This window comes from Aquimarina sp. Aq78, from assembly GCF_900299525.1.
Lineage (GTDB): Bacteria > Bacteroidota > Bacteroidia > Flavobacteriales > Flavobacteriaceae > Aquimarina.
In genome coordinates this window covers 1-19,164 of the sequence record NZ_OMKA01000020.1, presented here as the reverse complement: position 1 = coordinate 19,164, position 19,164 = coordinate 1, and the positions used below count along the sequence as shown (strand labels likewise).

11 protein-coding genes are annotated in these 19,164 nt (G+C 33.0%); all 11 read left to right on the top strand.

Annotation, left to right across the window (positions count from 1 at the left end):
- Nucleotides 1-1,017: a MoxR family ATPase gene (locus DG435_RS11765; protein ID WP_108840611.1), complete on the top strand. Its 1,017-nt coding sequence runs from the start codon at nucleotides 1-3 to the stop codon at nucleotides 1,015-1,017.
- Nucleotides 1,014-1,910, top strand: coding sequence for a DUF58 domain-containing protein (locus DG435_RS11760; RefSeq protein ID WP_108840610.1), 897 nt, complete (start codon nucleotides 1,014-1,016; stop codon nucleotides 1,908-1,910). The genes DG435_RS11765 and DG435_RS11760 overlap by 4 nt, the downstream gene beginning before the upstream one ends.
- A gap of 1 nt (nucleotide 1,911) precedes the next feature.
- On the top strand, nucleotides 1,912-3,210 hold the full coding sequence (locus tag DG435_RS11755; RefSeq protein WP_106795187.1) for a BatA domain-containing protein: 1,299 nt from the start codon (nucleotides 1,912-1,914) through the stop codon (nucleotides 3,208-3,210).
- Nucleotides 3,207-5,453, top strand: a complete 2,247-nt coding sequence (locus tag DG435_RS11750; protein ID WP_108840609.1) for a tryptophan-rich sensory protein — start codon at nucleotides 3,207-3,209, stop codon at nucleotides 5,451-5,453. The genes DG435_RS11755 and DG435_RS11750 overlap by 4 nt, the downstream gene beginning before the upstream one ends.
- On the top strand, nucleotides 5,446-7,209 hold the full coding sequence (locus DG435_RS11745) for a hypothetical protein (RefSeq protein WP_106795167.1): 1,764 nt from the start codon (nucleotides 5,446-5,448) through the stop codon (nucleotides 7,207-7,209). The genes DG435_RS11750 and DG435_RS11745 overlap by 8 nt, the downstream gene beginning before the upstream one ends.
- A gap of 118 nt (nucleotides 7,210-7,327) precedes the next feature.
- Nucleotides 7,328-7,786 carry a small multi-drug export protein gene (locus tag DG435_RS11740; RefSeq protein WP_024771405.1) on the top strand — a complete coding sequence of 153 codons (459 nt, stop codon included), beginning with the start codon at nucleotides 7,328-7,330 and terminating at the stop codon, nucleotides 7,784-7,786.
- A 133-nt stretch (nucleotides 7,787-7,919) separates the two neighbouring features.
- On the top strand, nucleotides 7,920-8,420 hold the full coding sequence (locus tag DG435_RS11735; protein WP_106795166.1) for a GTP-binding protein: 501 nt from the start codon (nucleotides 7,920-7,922) through the stop codon (nucleotides 8,418-8,420).
- Between the two features lie 604 nt (nucleotides 8,421-9,024).
- The gene (locus DG435_RS11730; RefSeq protein WP_159025810.1) at nucleotides 9,025-9,531 is read left to right on the top strand and encodes an OmpH family outer membrane protein; all 507 of its coding nucleotides are present in this window, start codon (nucleotides 9,025-9,027) and stop codon (nucleotides 9,529-9,531) included.
- 4 nt (nucleotides 9,532-9,535) lie between these two features.
- Nucleotides 9,536-10,147, top strand: coding sequence for a hypothetical protein (locus DG435_RS11725; protein ID WP_159025809.1), 612 nt, complete (start codon nucleotides 9,536-9,538; stop codon nucleotides 10,145-10,147).
- A gap of 21 nt (nucleotides 10,148-10,168) precedes the next feature.
- Complete coding sequence (locus DG435_RS11720; protein ID WP_106795091.1) at nucleotides 10,169-16,528, top strand: thrombospondin type 3 repeat-containing protein; 6,360 nt, start codon at nucleotides 10,169-10,171, stop codon at nucleotides 16,526-16,528.
- Between the two features lie 47 nt (nucleotides 16,529-16,575).
- A partial coding sequence (locus DG435_RS11715; protein WP_108840608.1) for a hypothetical protein occupies nucleotides 16,576-19,164 on the top strand: 2,589 nt, incomplete at its 3' end.

Genomic DNA, 19,164 nt, shown 5'->3' with positions numbered 1-19,164 from the left:
ATGGATAAAAATTTAGCAAGTATTGAACAAGAGGTGAATGTACTTACAGAAAAACTTACTAGTTTAAAAAAAGAAATTGGTAAGGTGATTACTGGGCAGGAGGAAACCGTAGAACAATTGCTTATTACTTTTCTGGCAGGAGGACACGCACTGTTAGAAGGAGTTCCTGGATTAGCAAAAACGTTGATGATTAGAACATTGGCGCAGGCTATTGATTTAAAATTTAAAAGAATACAATTCACTCCAGATTTAATGCCATCTGATATCATAGGTACAGAAATACTCGAAGAAGACTATAGTACAGGAAAGAAGTTTTTTAAATTTAATAAGGGACCCATCTTTGCTAATATTATACTGGCGGATGAGATTAACCGAACCCCACCAAAGACTCAGGCAGCTCTATTAGAAGCGATGCAGGAATTTGAAGTAACTTATTCTGGTAAAACCTATGTATTAGACAAACCATTTTTTATTCTCGCTACTCAAAATCCTATAGAACAATCAGGGACATTTATGCTTCCAGAAGCACAACAAGATCGTTTTCTGTTATATATAAAAATTGGATACCCCAGTGAGTTAGAGGAAACTACTATTTTAAAAAATACTACAGGCACCAAAAAAGAAACACTTAATAAAGTAATTACAGGAGAGGATATATTAAGATTACAAGACCTGGTAAGAGAAGTACCTATTAGTGATGATTTAATCACATTTGTTAGTAAGCTAATACGGGCAACAAGACCAGAAACCACTACAAATGCATACGTAAAAGAGTGGGTGAATTGGGGAGCAGGCCCGAGAGCAGGTCAGGCAATGATATTAACAGCCAAAGCTCGTGCTTTGATGAAGGGACGTTTATCGGTTACATTAGAAGATATAGAGCATGTAGCTATCCCTGTATTACGTCATAGAGTTATTGTAAATTTTAGAGCAGAATCTGAAGGGATAACATCAGATGAAGTTACTCATCAACTATTAAAAGCTATTCCGGTAGCTACAAATGGAAAAAATAAGTGAAACAGGATTATCATCAATTATTAAAACCAGAACTTATAAAAAGTGTATCTGGACTAGCACTTATTGCTCGTGTAATAGTTGATGGATATCTGTCTGGGCATAATCATAGTAGAAGTGTAGGTCCGGGAATGGAGTTTAGTCAATTTCGTAATTATGAACCAGGTGATGATTTGCGATTGCTGGATTGGAAGATGTTAGCCAGATCAGGAAGATACTATATTAGGCAATCAGAGATAAAAAGTAATATTGCCGTAAAATTTATTTTAGACGCCAGTACATCTATGCTTCATAAGGAAGAAGGACTGACTAAAATGGATTACGCTAAAATTTTAGTAGCTTCATTAGCATATCTGTCTCAAAACCAGGGAGACGCTGTAGGGCTTTTTGCACTTAATGATCATCGTTTATATAGTCTTTACCCTAAGGTTCAAAAACAACATTTTAATCGCTTAATGCTAGAATTGATTAATATTGAGAACGAAGGGAAATGGCCAGAAGATCCCAATACATCAAAAAACCTTCATGATCGAAGTCACAAAGAGTTGATCTTTTTTATTACTGATTTATATGAACATAGTGAAGAATTAACCTCCTTTGTCAAACGCTTAAAAACACCTAAAAATGAAGTGGTAGTATTACACTTAATGGGTAAAAATGAGTTGGAATTTGATTATAAAGGGATGGTCACATTTGAAGACCTGGAGACAGGAGCAAGGCGTAAGGTAGATGCTAAGACAGCAAAAAAACAATACCTTATTGCATTAGAAGAAATGATGAAAAATACAAAAAACAGTCTGTTAGCCAATGATATAGGTTATCATTTGTTTAAGTTGGATGAAAATATAGGAGAGGCTTTACAAGTATTTCTGAAGAAACGAAATAAACTAATTTGATATGTTTTTTCTTAACCCCACATATTTATGGGCTTTATTGGGACTTGTTGTACCGATAGCTATACATCTGTGGAGTAAAAAAGAAGGAAAAACAATTAAAATAGGAAGCATTCAACTACTTGATGAGTCAGATTCTAAACAAACGAGTAGTATCCAAATCAATGAACTGTGGCTTTTATTACTACGAATAGTATTGATTAGTCTACTCGTGGTTCTTATTGCAGAGCCACAGATAAGGAGAAAAATTACTAAAGTACCTATTACATATATTGTAGAACCTTCTCTACTACAATATGAAGAGGTAAAATCGATTTTAGATACCATACAAGCAGAAGAATCAATACGACTTTTGCAATCTGGTTTCCCTGAGTATCAAAACGATGGATTACATAAAACTGCTACCATGACTCCTAAGTATTGGCAATTAGCCAAGGAAATGGAAGCATTAGAAACTGATAGTATTGTAGTTTTTACCAATGCATTCACATTAGGTATAAAAGGGAAGAGGCCACAGGTCCATAAAAATATTTCATGGGTAATTCTGGATCCTGGAAAACCAAGTAAGAATACTCTTAGTGCTGTTAAAAAAGAGAATGCAATACAGTTACTTTCTGTATCAAATACTGATCAACATTTATTTTTTGAGAAAGAGCTTGTTGCTATGAATAGTAATCAACTCGAGCTTAATAAGGAGATGGATAGTGTAATTTTTCCGGTAAACGGAAAACAAGAACAACATCCCCTTATTACAGAATCACCTCTTACAATACTAGTATTTTATGAAGATAATTTGTCTAATGAAAAGAGATATGTTGAAGCTTCCTATAACGCAATATCAAAATATCTTGACAGACCTATTGATATACGTACAGTACAGAATATTGATACTATAAATCTTGACTCTTTCAAGACGGTAATATGGTTAAGCAAAGATGTACTTCCGAAAACTTCTTCAACAGTACTCCTTTATAAACCAGATGATTTATCCCATAACATCATAGAAAAAGGACCTTCAAAAGAAATTTTCTATCTTACAAAATCTCTTAATGCAGAACATGTTGTAAATGAATATTTTGCAGAACATTTACTGGCGATGCTCAATCTTAATGAAAATCTGGAAGAAAAAATTAAACAGTACGATAGACGAGTTTTACATACAGGAGAATTACTTCCGATAGTTGCGGATTTTAAGCAAAATAAAGAGAGTTCTACTATTTTAGATATTTCTAGATGGCTATGGATTTTATTGATATTATTACTGATAACTGAGCGTATCGTAGCAAAATATAGAAAACAATGATGGAGTCGGGAGGGAAAATATTAGTTCGGTTTAAAAAGCGTTGGCAATTAATGTTATGGATAGAGATTTTGTTGTACGCATTAGGACTCGCTATTTTTATTTATTTCCTGTTTTTCAAGTTAATATTTTCAATTATTACCCTGATATTAGGGATTGTACTACTTACTGTTTTTATTAAACCATGGAAACCGGGTTTGAAAAAAGTAAGCAGTTATATCGATCAACATCTTGATGTAGCTGAGTATAGTACGGGTCTTTTGTTATTACCCGAAAATCAGCTTTCTGGTTTGGCAAAACTGCAACAACACAAAGTAACAAAACAGCTTGTTGAAAAGATAAATACTATAAAGCCTCCAAGTCATTTACTAAGAGGAAGTGTTATAATGATGCTATTTATAAGTATTGGTTTTCTAATACATCAGTTTCATATTGTTGATTATATACAATGGTCTCAACATCTAGAAGTACAACCAGAGAAGATCATTTTTAAATCCAAAGATTCAACAACTACAACCCAACGACCTAAGTTAGAAAGTCAGTTATTAACCATACAATATCCTGCTTATACAAATAAACCTTCACTTAAAACTTCTAAAATGGAAGTAAAAGCAGTAGAAGGGTCGCGATTGTCATGGAAAATAAAGTTTGATACCAAAATTAAAAGTGCAACTATGGAAAGTATGGGAAATAGCTATCCTATGAAGTTGACTGATAATGGATATATAAGAACCTCAATTTTAAATGCATCGGGATTTTATAATTTCAAGTTTACAGACATGAAGGGTACTTCATATGCATCTGATTTATATTCGATTGAAGTTGTAAAAGATAAGAGTCCCGATATAAAAGTTACTGATTTAAAACAGTTTACTACCTTTTCTTATGATGAAAGTAAAAGAATAACATTTACAACCTCTGTTACTGATGATTTTGGTATTGCAGAAGCATATATCATAGCAACAGTTAGTAAAGGATCTGGTGAGTCTGTTAAGTTTAGAGAGGAAAAATTAAACTTTGACAGCAAAGTGCTTAGAGGACGTAAAAATCTAAACTTATCAAAAAACATAGATCTGGATCAAATGAATATGGAACCGGGAGATGAGCTTTATTTTTATATCGAAGCACTGGATCTTAAGCGACCCAAACCCAATATCTCTAGAAGTGAAACCTTTTTTGCGGTTATAAAAGATACAATTTCTGATGAATTTGCCGTAGAAGGAACTATGGGAGTTGATCAAATGCCAGATTATTTTAGAAGCCAACGTCAATTGATTATTGATACAGAAAAACTCATTAAAGACAAGTCAAAACTATCGAAAAAAGAGTTTAATTTTAAGAGTAATGAACTGGGGTTTGATCAAAAAGTTCTTCGTCTTAAGTATGGCGAATTTATGGGTGATGAATCAGAGTTTGGACCAGCTACTCATGAGAATACAGAAGTTTTGGCAGAAACAGATGAACATGAAGATGAACATGAGGATGAAGATCATGAAGAAAAAGATCCTTTGGCAGCATATACTCATGATCACGATAATGAAAATGAACATAACCTGGTAGATCATAAAGAAGAAAAGGATGGTGAAAAAAGTAATGATCCCTTACATGAATACTTGCATAATCATGACGATCCAGAAGAGTCAACATTGTTTACACAATCTTTAAAAAGTAAATTAAGACAAGCACTTAATGAAATGTGGGATGCTGAGTTATATTTACGATTGTATACACCAGAAAAATCTTTACCATATCAATATAAAGCACTTAAATTGATTCAGGAAATTAAAAATAGTGCCCGAGTCTATGTACATCGTATTGGTTTTGATCCTCCACCAATTAAGGAAGATAAGAGATTAACAGGCAAAATTGACGAAGTGTCTAATTTTAGAAAAATAGAAGAGCTACAACTCCCAGAAATATATCCTTCTATATATAAAACTATTTTAAGACTTGAACAATTGATATCTAATAAAACTTTAATTACTGCTGAAGATAAACTCATTTTTGAAAAGGCGGGAAATGAATTGGCCACTAAAGCTATTGAAGATCCTGGGAAATATTTAAAGACCTTACAGCAATTAAAACGTATTACAGAAGATAGAGTAATATCATCATCAATTTTGACCGAAGTGCAGAGAGGTTTGTTTTATGCGCTTCCCGAGTTAAAATCTAATCCATTTAAAAAGAAAGTGTTAACGAGTGAGATTAATGAATTATTACTAAAAGAGCTTCAAATTCATGATTGATCAAATAACTTTTTTAAATGAGAGTTGGATATGGCAAATCGGTATTGGAGCGGTAGTGCTATGGTTTGTTTTTGGATGGAAAGAATGGCCCCAATTTGGGAAACGTAGGTTTTGGGTAAAAATAGCAATCGCCTTTTTTGCAATTTCTTCACTTGCTATTATAGCATTAAAACCTGCAATTTCTGCTACCAACAATACTGCTACCAAAATGGTTTTGCTAACCGAGGGCTATAATAAAGAACAATTAGATAGCTTGAGGAAAATTCATAAAAAACTAAAAAAGTATAAGTACAAAGCTAATCATCCTATTTTTGATAATATAAACACTCCGGATTCTGTTTTTATCCTTGGGTATGGTGTGAAACCCTATGATCTCTGGCAATTAGATGATCATAATGTTAATTATCTGGGGAGAAACACACCTACTGGGGTAGTTAGATTTAAATATAATTATAAAAATACTGTAGGGGAACACCAGATATTCACAGGATTATATGCCAAGCCTCAAAATGGAAATAAACTTGTATTAGAAGGGCCAGGGGGAGCAGGTTTAGATTCTGTTTCTTTAGTAGCAGAAGAACAACAAAAATTTCAATTGACAACTAATCTTAATGTCAAAGGAAACTATCTTTTTTCACTAGTCGAAAAAGATTCTTTAGGAAAAACTCTATCTACAGATCCTATTCCTTTGGTTGTAAAGGATCCTACTCCTTTAAAAATAGTAGTGGTAAATGGTTTTCCGACTTTTGAAACCAAGTACCTTAAAAACTATCTGGCAGAAATGGGACATCAAGTACTGGTTAGGAGCCAGATCACCAAAGGAAGATACAAGTTCGAATATTTTAATATGGAAAGAACACCTATGGGGGCTTTTTCTAAAAAAAACTTAGAATCTTTCGATTTAGTTATCATTGATGCCAATTCATTTAAAAATTTAGGAAGAAAATCACGTAGCGCTTTAGAGAATTCTGTAAAAGAAAATGGGCTGGGTGTTTTTATCCAACCAGATCCTAATTTTTTTAGATCTTCAAAAGGTTTTGGAGCATTTGATTTTATTTCAGAAAAAAAGACAGAAATAAGATTGGATGATCCGGAAAAAATTAAACTTTCTAAATACGCTTTTGTTTTAAAAGATAAATTTCAATTACAGCATATTCATACTAAATCTAATACCAAAATCATATCTGGATACAAACATATCGGAAAAGGTAGAATCGGGACTACTGTGTTAGAAAATACATATGAACTAGTATTGGAAGGCAATACTGATGCTTATCAACAAATATGGTCTAAACTCATTAATAGTATAAGTAGTAAAGAAACTTTGTCGGTAGAATGGGGAGTAGCATCAATAATTGCATATAAAGATCACCCTTTTAAGTTTGATGTAAGAACATCAATATCAAAACCAATAATTAAAACCAATAAAAAATATAACGTTTCGATACGTAAGGATATTGATTTGTTAAATCTATGGAAAGGAGTTACTCATCCACGGGATTTTGGATGGAATACCCAGTTTTTAGAACAGGATACAACAAAAATATTCGAGTATTTTGTAGCAGATACATCTCATTGGCGATCACAAACATTGTATAAAACAATTGAAGAAAATAAGAGGTATTATAAAAAATCATTGAAGAAAGAAGCAATCCAAAATCATACCGTACGACCAATACCACTTTTAAGTTTTTATCTTCTGTTTTTATTCTGTACAGGATATTTATGGCTGGAACCCAAGCTATTGAAGCCATAAAAAGAGTTTTATTGTTAAAATTAGAGTTATAAAACTAATTTAGACCTTTTTTAAGATTTAAAAGTATGGTACAAACCATTTAGAACGTTAACTTTGCAGGCTGTAAGAAAAATTGTTTGTGATTAAGGATATTATTATTGCTGTTTTGTGGAGTATTTCTCCTTTTGGTGAAGCTAAGGTTGGGATTCCTTTTGGTATGCTAAGTGGATTAAATATCTATTTGGTATTTGTTTTATGTTTTTTATCTAATGTATTGGTGTTTCCCATGATGATGTTTTTTTTGGAAAAGATGAATACATATTTACTTCGATGGAAATTTTATAAAAAAGCTGCAATATATGTAGCCCGAAGAGCAAAATTAGGCTCGGGGACTAAAATTCAAAAACATGAATTTTGGGGACTTCTTTTATTTGTTATGATTCCAATTCCTGGTACTGGTGTGTATGCAGGGAGTATCGCTACATATTTATTCAAGGTTAAAAAACGAAAAGCTTTTATAGCTAATAGCGTGGGTATATTTTTCTCTTCTGTAATTGTTTGGGTAACCACATTACTTACTATGAAAGGAATTGCCTAAACGGTTATACTATAATCATACGATATAGATTTTACATTACATTTCTAATAGATTCATATTGAGTTTCCTAAAACTGATAAAAATCAGTAATAAGAATTAAAATATATAGTAACATTGATGCTTAAATGCATTTATGGAAATCTCAAATGATATTGTTTTACGCCCTCGGTTTTTTCAGGATTTAGATGTACCGTCAGAAAAAGCACTCGAAGCTTTTGAAAAAGCAGGTAAAACTTGTCAGGATTTTAAAGTGAGCCGGGTAGACCACCACATTTTTATACGTATTCCTAAAAAAGACCAGCATTTCTGGTCACCACAACTTCATCTCGAGATTTATGATATTGATGAAAAACAACCACAACTAAAGGGCCTTTTTGGTCCTAGTCCTACAGTATGGACTCTTTTTATGTTCCTTCACTTTATCGTTGCTACATCATTTATAGCAGCAGTAGTTTGGATGTATGTAAATATACGCCTGGATAAATCGTATCTATTTTCTATAATCATCATGTTTTTTCTTCTCATTACTTGGTTTGTACTCTACTTTGCGGGCCGATTGGGGAGACAAGCGGGTAAAAAAGAGATGAAAGAGCTATACTTCTTCATGAAAAGCACTTTAAATTCTGTGGCATGATAAAATACAGCAACAATAGATTAGTAAACTATTTTTTATAGTATCTATTAATTTTTTTTAAATGAATACATCGAAAACATAGAATGTAATTGATAAAGAGAATTTAGTTTCATATTGATAGTTTTTTTAAGTTTTCACGCTTTTGAAGAAACAGAAACTTAATTACAAATCTTTTATTACCTGTAAAAACACCTTAGAAAAGACACTCTTCTTTTTTTTTCAAAATTATTTTTATTTTTTTTTACCCAGTCCCGAAAAATGGAACTGGTAACTATTAATATTGTACTCAAAATAGAGATTAAGTAGTATTAAATGTAAACCATTATGTAAAGTCTAAGAAAAATATTGGAGTAAAAAGAAAAGGTGAATTATTTTTTTATTTGATAAATATTTTCAGGCTGAATCATAAAGATTTGATATGTAGATTTTTAGTTACGATCTCATATGATCATGATAAGAATTATCATATTAGAACACAAGTTTTTGAAAAATACAAAAGATATAATCTCTGGTTATAGATGTTGACAGATTACTATATATGTAGTAGTTTTGGCACTTTTTGAAAAAATAGACTTAATACTTTAAAAAATAAAAATTTACAATATTGAAAAAGAATCACACAACTTTTCTATTGATATGTAACGTCTTGTTATTGATAGTAATTTTTATAACATTTTATTTTCCTAAACCTTCTAGTGCTGATATTGTTTATGTAGATAATATTAAACTTTTTAATGGCTTTAATATGTCTCAGGATTTAGGGAAAATTAATACTGAAAAAATTACAAAACAAAAAAAGAAACTAGACAGCTTATATACAATCTATTCTATTTTTAGAGAACAAGAGAATAAAGAAAAAACTCAGGAATTAGAAGTGCAATTAAGAACAGAAGATCAGGAGTTAAAAAAAATGAATGATTATCTCTCTAAAGATATACGCCAAAAAGTTTGGAATAGATTAGATCAATATATAAAAGAATATGGCATTGCAAATCAATGCAAGATTATATTGGGAACACAGGGTGTAGGCAATGTTATGTATGCTCAGGAAGAAATCGATATAACAACAAAAGTATTAGAATATGCAAATACCAAATATGAAGGAAACTAAAATTATGACACCGAATTTTTATATGCGTAAGAAAAATATGTTGTTTGTTTTTGGGTGTATGTTATTGTTGTTTTCTTCTTGTGTAAAAGAAAAGAAAACTCAAGATTCGAAAATAGAATATAAACTCTTCAATTTAGAGAATTCTGGTTGGAAATCTAAATCTGTTTCTCATTTTTTGTCTGACATAGAGTACAAAGCTACACTAGTTCCTTTACAATATTATATTCTGAAAAATGAAGGAAATCAAGATCTTCAAAAAGTAGATTCTATATATGAATCTCTTAAAAATGAACGAGTAATCGAAATAGAATTTAAACAAGAGCAGGAAGATGATGTATTAAAATCAGAATATACCAATCGTGATTATGAATCGGCTGTTAAGTATATGTCTTTTACAATAGAAAATGATTTCAAAATTGTCACACAATCGGGAGATACTATTCCTTGTTTAGGTACCACATTCGAAAGAAATTTTAAAGTAGCTCCTTTTAAAAGATTGCTATTGCATTTTGGTAACATTTTACCAGAGGAAAACATTAAGCTTATATATGAGGACCACTTGTTTGGAAACGGGATACTAAAATTTAAGTTTACAGAAACACCTATTAAGTTATAATATTATAACACACCTAGTTATATGATCAATACAATACGAAAGAGTAAAGTTACAAAAGTAATTGCAAGCTATTTGGCAATACAATTGATTGTACAAATGATGCAGCCTATGCAATTGTGGGCATTAACCAGCGGTCCATCACAACCAGAGTTTAAGTCATTTACACCTATCGGAACTTCAGATATGGTGAATTTATCCTCGGGAAACTTTAACTACAATATACCTGTTATGGATGTTGGAGGATATCCGTTAAACCTGGCTTATGATTCTGGAGTAACCATGGATCAGGAATCTTCCTGGGTTGGGCTAGGATGGAATCTTAATGTAGGGCAAATCAATCGACAAGTACGAGGAATTCCTGATGATTTTAAAGGGGATGAAATGACCTATGAAAATAACATGAAGAATAATGTTACTGTAGGAGTATATACAGGTTTGGATATTCAACTTTTTGGACTTGAGGCACCGGATGGAGTAAAGGTTTCTTTTGGGATGGATGTAAAGTATAATAATTACACAGGTACCTCTTTTAAGCCGTCTTACGGTATACAATTTGGTTTAGCAGAAGGAGTTTCTGTGGGAATTCAGGGTAGTAGTTCAGTTACAGATGGTGCTACCATATCGCCAAGTGTTAATGCTAAAATTGGAAATGGATCTTTGTTTGATAGTGCGGTAGGAGGGAGTTTAAATGCAGGAGTATCCTATAATTCTAATAGAGGATTAAGTTCATTTAATATGGGAGCTTCAGTTAATCTCTCTAAAGGAGTGTTTGATGAGATGAAAATAGAAAAATCTCTTTCCTCTGGTTCGGGTTCTTATTCTTTTAGTACTCCAACATGGACTCCACGTAAACGTACTGCTTTTACAGATATCAGTGGTACAGTAGCAATTTCTGTAGGTGGAGATATATGGGGAATAGATGGGGAGTTTGAAGTTTCTGCTATGGGTGCGGTACAAAAAATAAAAGACCCATTTAAATTAGAAAAAGCATATGGGTATGAGTTTACAGGTTTTGCCAACCCTAATGATATACTGGATTATAATAGAGAAAAAGAACAACTTATTAGTAAAACAACTTTAGCGCTTCCTACTACAAATTACACTTATGATTTATATACTGTTCAAGGACAAGGGATAGGAGGAATGTTTAGGCCATTTCGAAGTCAGATAGGGCAAATAAACGATGTATTTGTTGAGGATGAAAATGATAGTTTTAGTTTAGGAGTAGAAATAGAGCCAGGGACAGGGATGCACGCAGGAGTTAACTTTACATATGCACCATCCGAGAGTCATACCGGGATATGGAATACTAAAGCATTGCAACATTTTAAACAAGAGAAAGAAGATATTAAAGAAGCAGGAGATTCATTAGACTATGAACCGGTGTATTACAAATATATAGGAGAGCCAAGGATAGATAAGGATCAGGAATTATTTGAAGATTTAGGAGGATATGCTCCAGTAACATTAAAAATTGGAGGAAGCAGAAGTAGTTTTGATAGATATGCAAATAACCGTTTTAGAATAAAAACGTATACTGATAACTTCACTCCCGAATATAAAGATTTGGGTGGGGCTGAATTTAAAAAGAAATTTAAACGAAGCAATAGAGATGTTCGTAATCAAAACATACAAAAAATAAGTGCAGAAGAACTACCTAGATTTTACAATAATAAGAACTACGTAGACTCTCGCATAAATAAGGAAGCAGAGCCTCACCACACTGCAGAAGTAAGAGTACAAAAAGCTGATGGTTCTACATATGTTTTTGGAGAAACAGCTTATAATAATGTTAAAAGAGAAGTTGCATTTACCACAAATAGTAATGCTTATAACTGTGCTACAGGACTTGTTACATATCAAGGGGGTGAAAATTCTACAGGAAATAGAAGTGGAATAGATCATTATTTTAATGCTGTAAACACACCTTCTTATGCACATACGTACTTATTATCTTCTGTATTGTCTTCAGATTATGAGGATTTGAAAGGAGATGGCCCTACAGATGATGATCTAGGAGCGTATACCAATTTTGTGTATACCAATAAAGAAGATACATACAAATGGAGAATCCCTTATGGAGCAATGCAAGCTTCCTATAATGCTGGTTTAAATACCAATAAAGCGGATCAAAAAGGAAGTTATATCTATGGAGAGAAAGAGATAAAATATATTGATAAAATTGTCACCAAAACTCATGTAGCGATATTTGACCTTTCTCCTCGTAAAGATGCACGTGGAGTTGCAGGAGAGAATGGAGGAGCCCCATCTTCTGGACAACAAATGTACAAAATAGATAAGGTTAGGCTGTATTCAAAACCAGAAGCTCTTAAGGCAAAAATATTAGATGATGATGCTACTAATGATTTGCCAATAAGTGCTATCAAAACAGCACATTTTGTCTATGATTATTCTCAGTGTAAAAAAGTAGATAATAATAAAGGAGAAGCTCCTAATGGGAATGAGTTACGTAATGAAGGTGGAAAATTAACATTAAAAAAAGTATATTTTACCTATCGAGATTCTAAAATGGGTAAGTATACTCCGTATACTTTTAATTATGATGGATTTAATCCAGATTATAACCTAAAATCCTATGATGTTTGGGGTGGATATAAGCCGATTGTTAAAGACGCATTACAATACGACCAGAATGGTAACGTAGTATATATTAAGAATGAAAGCGGGGTAGATGTACCTCAAATGAATCCTAATTTTGAAGGGGGCAATACGGGCTTTTGTAATACAGGAGATGCTATTACAGCACCAGAATTTGCCTTTATACAACAGGATGATCGTAAGCTACAGGATTCTTTCTCTTCAGCTTGGTCATTAACATCTATTGATTTACCATCAGGTGGAAAAATCGACTTGACATATGAAAGTGATGACTATCAATATGTTCAGGATCGTGATGCGTTGCAAATGTTTAAAGTGGTAGGAACAGGTGAAAAACCGAACCCTTCTAATCCTGAGGGAAATAAAAAACTATATAAGTCAGGAGCATTAAATGTTTTTGATGGAGATGCAGATTATTTGTATGTAAAACTTCAGTCAGGAGAAACAGCTACAACAGATGCTGATTTTAGATCAAAATATTTAAAAGGGATTGAGAATAAACCGATTTATTTTAGATTCTTAATGAATATGACTAAAGCCGGGGCATTATCTGATACTAGTAATGATTATGACTATGTAACCGGATATTTTGAAATCTCCAAAAATAAACAGATCAATGTATTTAAAAAAACAAATGGAGAAGTGTATGCGGCCATTCCCATGAAAATGACGGATATCGAAGGCGGAGTTTTAGGTACTAAACAAGTCAATCCGATCTCTAAAGCAGGATGGTATTTTGGAAGACAATACCTAAATGGATTGGTGTATGGAATTAACATGGATTATAGATCTGAAAATTTAGAGAGTATAGCAAAGAAATTGATTAGTAGTGTTGCTGCAATCAAAGATCTTGTCACAGGCCCTAATGCTAAGTTAAGAAGTAATGAATTTTTATGTGCACAGCGTTTTATACCAGAAAAGTCCTGGATACGCTTGTCAGCTCCTGGAAAATATAAGTTAGGAGGCGGTGTAAGGATAAAGAAATTGGTGATGAGAGATCAGTGGAATAAAATGGTGGATGCCACAATTCCTGATACTAATGAAAAGTATAATAAAGAGTATGGGCAAACTTATGAATATACTTTAGATGACGGGAGTTCTAGTGGTGTTGCTACTTATGAGCCTAATCAGAGTAAGGAAAATCCATTTGTAGAACCATTTTATAATCATTCGGATCGTCTGGTAGCTCCTCGTGAAGTAAATTATATAGAGAAACCATTTGGAGAATCTTTCTTCCCTTCTTCAGTAATTACCTATAGTAAAGTAACAGTAAGTAATCTTGCACGAGAAGGAATATCAAAACACGCAACAGGTAAGGTCGTAACCGAATATTTTACATCCAAAGATTATCCAACTGTTGTTGATTACACAGATATTGATGCTGGTATGGTAACAAACCAAAATGATTTTTTAAAGAATATGTTAAAAGGAATTTTTGGGGCACCCATCGCGATGAAAAACGAATTTACGCTTTCTCAGGGTTTTATGGTGCATACCAATGATATGAATGGAAAGATGCGTTTTCAGAAAGTATATGCAGAGCATCAGGATAAAGCCATATCATCTGTAGAATATAAATATAGTACCCAACAAAATGATATAACAAAATTAGATAATAAACTACCAATAATCTCAAAAGATGGTAAAGTACTTTATGATAGAGAAATTGGAGTAGATTATGATATGGTTACAGATTTTAGAGAAAGTTATTCTAAATCCGAAAATAAAGGATTTAAAGGAAACATAGTTATTTTAATAATAGGTGTATTTCCAGTTCCAGTTCCTATGGTGGTCCCTTCTATGACCAAGATGGAAAATATAGCCCATTCAACTATCACTACCAAAGTAATTCATACAACGGCAGTACTAAAAGAAAAAATAGCTACAGATCTCGGATCTAAGGTATCAACTATAAATGAAGCCTGGGATGCAGAAACGGGACAAGTATTATTAACCCGAACTGTTAATGAATTTGATGATGAATACTACAATTTTAATTTTCCTGCATACTGGGCCTATGATAATATGGGGCAGGCATCTCGTAATATAGGTATTACTGGAACTTTGAAAAGATCGGGAAGCTTCTTTACTATTCCTGATGCTAAGAAATATTTTACGCTAGGAGATGAAATAATAGCTACCTATGGCAGAGCAAAGAAGAGCGATCGACTTTGGATTGTAGGGTTTAATCCTGCGGGTGATGGAGTGATGTTAATGAAAAGAAACGGAAGTGTTATTAATACTTCTGAAGGAGCAGATATTAGTGAGGAGATTGACTTCAAAATTGTAAGATCAGGACGTAGAAATCAACAAATGGCCAATATGGGATCCATTACAATGATGAAAAACCCAATCAAAGGGAGTACTGGAGCAAATTTGAATCAAATAGATACCAATACATTCACACTAAATATAAATACACCAACTGTAGATAATTTAAGAATTGTAAACGCCAGTGCAGTAGAATATAATGACTTCTGGAATTGCCAGTGTGAAAGTGAATTAAAATTTGCACCAGAATCCTTAAATGGAGGGAAGCTTGAAGATATCTCACAAGATGATTACCCTTTTGAAAATCCTTTTAACCCTTATGTGTATAACGCAAAGGGAGAATGGAGGGCAAAGCGTTCCTATGCATATTTAACAGAACGTTCCCATGTTAATCAAGGTACAACTTCTAAGGTAAATACTCGTAGAGAAGGGTATTTTAAAGAGTTTACGCCGTATTATGCTCTGATGCAAGATAAAACCTGGGGAAAATCTGGGACAGCTAATGATGCCTGGACATTTGCTAGTGAAGTTACGCAGTATAGTCCTTTTGGAACAGAATTAGAAAATAAAGACGCTTTAGGGAGGTATTCTGCTGCGCAATACGGATATAATTATACGTTGCCAACAGCAGTAAGTTCTAATAGTAGATATCGTGATATGGGGATGGATGGTTTTGAAGATTATGTCTTTATGAAATCTGATAGCGCCCATTTTAATTTTAAAAATTCGGCAGACAAAGATGGGTTTGAAGGGATACGGATAACAGATCAGGTATCTCATACCGGTAGAAATAGTTTATTAATCCCGGCAAATGAAAATGCAATTTTAGAACGTAACCTTATTGGTGAGTTACCTGAAGATACAGACTATGATAATGATGGAATTAAGGATGATGAAGATTTATGCCCTTTTACACCTAGTAATAATTACGATTATGATGGAGATGGAATAGGGAGTGAATGTGATGATGCCGAAATTCCTAGTATTTCTAATGCAAGAATAACAGATGATCGTGTTGGAGTTGATTACAGGAATACTCATAATGGAGATGGTGCTTATGAATATTGTTTGGCAAAAAGATCAGAAATAACAATACAGGGCAAACCCAATGCAGTAGTGCCTTTTGCAGTTACTTTATTACATAATGAAGATAGAGGTTGTGCAGCATTTATAAATGGAGAAATAGCAGTTACAAATGCTAATAATAAAACTTACTTCGAGTCCGAAATACAGTTGGATATAAGAGGAAGAGCTGTTGTGAAATTTGATATTGCAGCAAGAAATAGAAGAAGTGGTAAACGAAATAATTATTCAAAAGCAGAATTCTTTTTATTAAATAGAAATAATGGATCAAAATTGATAAATGGCAAATATTCAGAAATTACAATTGATGTAATGGCCAATTTGAAAAAATGCCCTAGAAATGTCCCAGTTAATTTTATTGATTATAGTGATTATAGATTGACTTGTGTCACTCCATGTAGATTATAAAATAATAAATAATTGATTCATCAAAAAAAGAAAACCAAATTAGATACATGAAAAATCTAACTTATATACAATCAAAGCTCACGAAGTATTCTTTATTAGTACTAATAGTTGTTTTTAATAGTCTATCTGTAATAGCACAAGTCTCTTCTCAGGAACGCCAGGCTTTGGTAGATTTTTATAATAGTACTGATGGGGCTAATTGGACCAATACACAGGCTAATAACCAGCCATGGTTGATTAATGATCCAAATTCTTTGGTGAGTGATTGGTATGGGGTTACACTTGTTGCAGATAAGGTAACAGCCTTAAAATTAGATAATAATAATTTGGTAGGTACGATTCCGAATTCTATATCCAACATATCAGGGTTAGAATCATTATCCTTAACCAGAAATACACTTTCTGGGAGCATTCCTACTACTATTGGTGATCTGGTTAATCTAACAAATATATCCTTGTCTCGTAATAAACTAACAGGAACACTACCTGCATCGATCTCTAATTTATCAAACCTAAGTACGATATCTTTATTTTTAAACAAAATGAGTGGTGATATCCCAACAGGATTAGGTACTCTTTTGAATTTAAAAGTTATTCATTTAGCCTTCAATAATTTTACAGGAACAATTCCTGGTAATTTTGGTAACCTTTCTAACTTAACATTTTTATACCTAACAGGGAATAAATTAGAAGGCCAATTGCCAAGCCAGTTGGGTGATTTAACCAAGTTAAGTACACTGTCTGTTGCAAACAATAGTTTTTCTGGAAAAATACCATCAGGATTATCAACAATTGCATCATCCGATATCTTAAACACTTTAGAACTTGAAGGGAATAATTTTGTATTCAGTGATTTTGAAACTGAACATGCAAATTATCAGGCCAATCTAACAAGATATCGATATACACCTCAAGGCAAAATAGATCAAGCTGAAACAAGATCAGTATCTACAGGGCAATCAATTACATTAACAGGTGCAGCATTAATAAGTACAAATAATAGTTACCAGTGGTACAAAGATAATATAGCTATTACAGGAGCAACGAGTAAAGATTTAGTGATCACTAATGCTACAGGCACAGATGCCGGAGTATACCATTTCACTGCTGCCAATAGCATAATTACAGACTTAACACTAACCCGAAATGAAATTACAGTATCAATTTCTGATGCTGAAGTTGGGCGAGTCACTGCCGCAGAACGTCAGGCTTTGATAGATTTTTATACCAGTACAGATGGGACTAATTGGACTAATACACAAGCTAATAATCAGCCATGGTTGATTAATGATCCAAATTCTTTGGTGAGTGATTGGTATGGGATTACTGTTGTAGCAGATAAGGTAACAGCCTTAAAATTAGATAATAATAATTTGGTGGGTACGATTCCGAATTCTATATCCAACATATCGGGATTAGAATCATTATCCTTAACCAGAAATACACTTTCTGGGAGCATTCCTACTACTATTGGTGATTTGGTTAATCTAACAAATATATCCTTGTCTCGTAATAAACTAACAGGAACACTACCTGCATCGATCTCTAATTTATCAAACCTAAGTACGATATCTTTATTTTTAAACAAAATGAGTGGTGATATCCCAACAGGATTAGGTACTCTTTTGAATTTAAAAGTTATTCATTTAGCCTTCAATAATTTTACAGGAACAATTCCTGGTAATTTTGGTAACCTTTCTAACTTAACATTTTTATACCTAACAGGGAATAAATTAGAAGGCCAATTGCCAAGCCAGTTGGGTGATTTAACCAAGTTAAGTACACTGTCTGTTGCAAACAATAGTTTTTCTGGAAAAATACCATCAGGATTATCAACAATTGCATCATCTGATATCTTAAACACTTTAGAACTTGAAGGGAATAATTTTGTGTTCAATGATTTTGAAACCGAACATGCAAATTATCAGACTAACCTAACAAGATATCGATATACACCTCAAGGTAAAATAGATCAGGCTGAAACAAGATCAGTACCGACAGGACAATCAATTACATTAACAACTACAGCATTAACAAGTATCAACAATAGCTACCAATGGTATAAAAATGATGTAGCTATTACAGGAGCAACAAGCAAAGATTTAGTCATCTCTAATGCTACAGATGTTGATGCCGGAGTATACCATTTCACTGCTACTAATAGCATAATTACAGATTTAACATTAATTCGTAATCCAATAACTCTATCGATAGGCCCAGCTGAAACATGTGGAGTTTCTGCAGCAGAAAGACAGGCTCTGGTAGATTTATACAATAGTACTGATGGCGCTAATTGGACCAATACACAGGCCAATAACAGACCATGGTTGGTTAATGATCCTAACTCTTCTGTTTGTGATTGGGCAGGTGTTACTGTTGAGAATGGAAAAGTAACAAAATTGAGTTTATCATATAATGGATTGACGGGAGGAATTCCAATATCTTTTGGAGACTTGGTACATCTAACTTTCGTTAACTTTGCTATAAATAAATTATCAGGACCTTTACCAGATTCAGTTGGCAATTTAGTGAATGTAGAAACATTTACTGTTGAGCGTAATGCCATGACGGGTACTATTCCCACATCTATTGGTAGTATGGGGGCATTAAAGGTTTTAAACTTAGGTTCTAATCAA

What these genes read in the sequence shown, in the direction of transcription:
- DG435_RS11765 (WP_108840611.1), top strand. Translation starts at nt 1, where the DNA reads ATGGATAAAAATTTAGCAAGTATTGAACAAGAGGTGAATGTACTTACA.
- DG435_RS11755 (WP_106795187.1), top strand. Translation starts at nt 1,912, where the DNA reads ATGTTTTTTCTTAACCCCACATATTTATGGGCTTTATTGGGACTTGTT.
- DG435_RS11750 (WP_108840609.1), top strand. Translation starts at nt 3,207, where the DNA reads ATGATGGAGTCGGGAGGGAAAATATTAGTTCGGTTTAAAAAGCGTTGG.
- DG435_RS11745 (WP_106795167.1), top strand. Translation starts at nt 5,446, where the DNA reads ATGATTGATCAAATAACTTTTTTAAATGAGAGTTGGATATGGCAAATC.
- DG435_RS11735 (WP_106795166.1), top strand. Translation starts at nt 7,920, where the DNA reads ATGGAAATCTCAAATGATATTGTTTTACGCCCTCGGTTTTTTCAGGAT.
- DG435_RS11725 (WP_159025809.1), top strand. Translation starts at nt 9,536, where the DNA reads ATGACACCGAATTTTTATATGCGTAAGAAAAATATGTTGTTTGTTTTT.
- DG435_RS11720 (WP_106795091.1), top strand. Translation starts at nt 10,169, where the DNA reads ATGATCAATACAATACGAAAGAGTAAAGTTACAAAAGTAATTGCAAGC.